We start from the raw sequence: 3,728 nt of genomic DNA, 5'->3' as shown, positions 1-3,728 counted from the left end.
GTTCAATTAAACGAACGTCTATTGAAACACTTTTTCAGTTTTATCATTGTTTCGTTCAATAAAAAATATTTCGGAATTAGTTACGGTTTGATAGAGAAAAATGTCTCATTCAAACCGCGAAGCGCACCCAAAATCCTGGTTTTAATCTTTTACTAAACTATAATAAGTGTCTGATATACAAAAGAAATGGTTTGCTGCTCGTGTTAGAGATAAACAAGAATTTTTAGTTCGTAGTTGGATTGAAAAATTGAGGACAGAAAATGTGCTTGATGTAGAATACTATCTTCCCACTCGAATTGTAGTCAGGCAGCTGAAATATCGCCGAAAAAAGGTAGAAATACCTCTTATTAAAAATTTAATCTTTATACAGTGTACCAAGCAGACAGCTATTGATCTGGCTAATCAGTATAGTATCCCGCTTTTTTATATGAAAGATCTCTTTACCGGCAACATGCTTGTTGTTCCGGACAAGCAGATGGATGACTTCCGTTTTGTGTTGGATCTTTCTCCCGATGGTGTCAGTTTTGATAATAGCGCTCTTGTTGTCGGCAGTAAAGTAAAAGTCGTGAAAGGTGAATTTGCTGGTATCGAAGGTAAGGTCGGTATTGAAGCCAATAAAACTTATGTCATTATTCATATTCAGGGTGTTTTGACCGCCAATATCAAAATACCCAAAAGTTATTTGAAACCAATCGAATAAAAATATCAAATTATTATAATGGAATCATTCACAACGAAAGCTTTGGAGCTTCAGCGTTTGGCCCACCAATTACTGTTTTTTGAGGAAGACGCATCTCTCTATTCTGATGATTTTTGCAGACAAAATCGTACGGTTCTCACTCTTAGCGATACCTTGTATTCTCTTTGGAATACAGCAGGCTCTCTTATGCCGGAAGAGGATGCGGAAGTTTGTCTGGCTCTATTAATGGGGTATAATGCCACTATATACGGTGATAGCAATAAGCAGGAACATATTCAGCAGGTCCTTGATTGTTGTTGGAAGGTTCTGCCGCATCTGCCTGTTTCTTTACAGAAGCTTCGCCTGCTGACTTATTGTTATGGGGAAGTGTATGATGACGCTTTGTCTCGTGAAGCCCATGATATTCTGAAAAGTTGGGGTGGGAGAGAGTTGACTACTGAAGAGCAGGAAATAGCCGGTTTACTGGATAGTATGGAGGCAAATCCCTATCCGTGGGAAGAGATAGAGGAATAACTGGGATAAGGTGATTAATTAAAACAAAGGAAAATAAAAAAAGTAATTTAACGAATATGCAATTAAAATATTATTTATTGTTAGGATTGACCGCTTTGTTGGCATCTTGTTCTGCTCCGAAAGAGGTACTTTACTTGCAGGATATTACTTCTTTGAAAGAGGAGGTCATTGATAAGAACTATGAAGTAATCATTCATAAAGATGATTTATTGGCTATTTTAGTGAACAGTAAAGATCCGGAACTGGCGTTGCCGTTTAATATGCCGTTGATAAGTTTCCAAATTGGAAATCAAAATTTGGGACAACAGCGTGTATTAGGTTATCTTGTCGACCAGAATGGTGATATTGATTTTCCCATCTTAGGCAGGCTTCATGTAGAAGGACTGACGCGCATGCAGGTGACGGAATTGATAAAACAGAAATTAATGAATGAGGATTTGATAAAGGATCCTATTGTCACTGTTCAGTTTCTGAATTTTAAAGTTTCTGTAATGGGTGAAGTGGCTCGTCCGGGTACATTTGATATTTCCGGTGATAGAATAACGCTATTGGAAGCTTTGAGTATGGCAGGTGATTTGACTATTTATGGCCGTCGTGACCGTGTGGCTGTTATCCGTGAAAAAGACGGTAAACGTCGTATTCTTTATCATGATCTTCGTTCTTCTGATATTTTTCAGTCTCCCTGTTACTATTTGCAGCAGAATGATATCGTGTATGTAGAACCTAACAAGGCGAAGACGGGACAGAGCCGCATTAATTCCAATAATTCTGTGAGCGTTTGGCTGTCTGCCGTTTCGGTATTGGCTTCCATCGCTTCTTTAATGGTAACCATGTTTAAATAATCCGGATATAAAAAGAACAATGAATACTGAATATAAAAACAATGATGCCCGTAAGCAGGAGTCTGAAATTAATATCAGCGATATCTTCCATCTTGTATTGGCTAACTGGTACTGGTTTGTACTTTCTGTTCTGGTCTGTGGCGGCGTAGCTTTCTTTTATTTGAAATCTTCCTCCAAAGTATACAGCCGTATGGCATCCGTTCTTATCCGTGATGATTCCAAAGGTGGTGCCATGAGTGAATCGGCAGTTTTTGCCGATTTGTCTCTTTTCGGTGGTAAGCGCAATGTGGACAATGAAGTACTTGTTTTCCAATCCCGTCATTTGATGGAAGAGGTTGCCCGCCGTTTACATTTGGATATGAGTTATAAGGTGAAGAATGGTCTCCGTAATGATGAGCTTTACACTCATGCTCCGGTAACGGTTTCTTTTCCTGAGGCGGAGGAGCGTCAGGTTATAAAAGTAGTAGTTACCCCTGTCGATTCTGTTACGGTACGTCTTTCTGACTTTTCTTTGGCTGTAGGCGGTGGGGGAGTCCGTTCGGAAGAAGTTTTGGATGTACATCTGAATGATACGGTTTCTACTCCGATAGGTCCGATGATTATCACTCCTACGTTGTACTATACGGATGTCTTTTATGGCAAGCCTGTAAGTGTAGTCAAATCTAATTTGGAAAGTGTCATCGAAGGATATCGTACCAGATTGAAAGTTTCTCTTGCCAGCAAGACGGCTACCATTATCAACTTGGTTTTGGATGATGTATCCACTGCCCGTGCGGAAGATATTTTGAATATGCTTATTGCTGTCTATAATGAGGATGTGATCAATGATAAGAACCAGATAGCGGTAAATACCTCCAAGTTTATCAATGAACGTCTGATTATCATTGAACGTGAATTGGGGAGCGTGGACGCCAATATCGAAAGTTTTAAGCGAGAAAATCAACTGACTGATATAACTTCCGAGACGGGTATGTATCTTGCTAATACGAGCCGTTATCAGCAGGAAGGTCTTAGTCTGGAGAACCAGTTGAGTATTGCCAGGTACATTAAGGAATATCTGACAGATCCTCAGAAAAGTTCGGATCTGATTCCTGCCAATACCGGTATATCGGATAACAGTGTTGAGTCTCAAATTAAAGAATATAATGATGTTTTATTAAAACGTGATAAATTGGTAGTAGGTAGTAGCAGTAAGAATCCGATTGTGATAGATTTGAATAATTCTCTGAGTGCCATGAAGCAGACGATTATCCGTTCGGTAGATAATCTGATTGTCGGGTTGAATATCCAATTGAAGAATATCCGTGAACAGGAAGAACAGACCACGAAGCGCATTGAGGCTGTGCCTGCCCAGCAGAAATATGTACTTACAGTGGAACGTCAGCAGAAGATCAAGGAGGAACTTTATCTTTATTTATTGAATAAGCGCGAAGAAAATGCTTTGACTCAGGCTATTACTGAGAGTAATGCCCGTATCATCGATTCTGCTTCGGGTAGCAGTGCTCCGGTGGCACCTAAAACAATGACGATTTTCTTGGCTTCTATTGTTTTAGGGCTGGCTATTCCTATGGGCATATTTTGGTTGTTAAATGTGACGGATACTAAAGTCCGTACCCGTAAGGAGTTGGATGAAGTTTTAACTATTCCTTTCTTAGGCAATATTCCCCGTCACG

General features: G+C 39.7%; 4 protein-coding genes. All 4 read left to right on the top strand.

All coding sequences use genetic code 11. The annotated features are described in order from the left end of the window. The first annotated feature begins 166 nt into the window (after positions 1–166). Positions 167–700, top strand: a complete 534-nt coding sequence (locus tag QVP90_RS00595; RefSeq protein WP_005923082.1) for a UpxY family transcription antiterminator — start codon at positions 167–169, stop codon at positions 698–700. 18 nt (positions 701–718) lie between these two features. After that, on the top strand, positions 719–1,213 hold the full coding sequence (locus QVP90_RS00590; protein ID WP_005923079.1) for a UpxZ family transcription anti-terminator antagonist: 495 nt from the start codon (positions 719–721) through the stop codon (positions 1,211–1,213). A 56-nt stretch (positions 1,214–1,269) separates the two neighbouring features. Continuing rightward, a complete protein-coding gene (locus QVP90_RS00585; protein ID WP_021935406.1) occupies positions 1,270–2,055 on the top strand; it encodes a polysaccharide biosynthesis/export family protein in 786 nt (261 codons plus the stop codon). Between the two features lie 19 nt (positions 2,056–2,074). Then, positions 2,075–3,728, top strand: a 1,654-nt coding sequence (locus tag QVP90_RS00580; RefSeq protein ID WP_288203599.1) for a GumC family protein, incomplete at its 3' end; no start/stop codon positions are given.

Origin of the sequence: Bacteroides sp. CAG:189, assembly GCF_000432295.1 — a bacterium.
GTDB lineage: Bacteria > Bacteroidota > Bacteroidia > Bacteroidales > Bacteroidaceae > Bacteroides > Bacteroides salyersiae.
The sequence above is the reverse complement of the archived record's forward strand: the minus strand, read 5'-3'. Positions and strand labels throughout refer to the sequence as shown.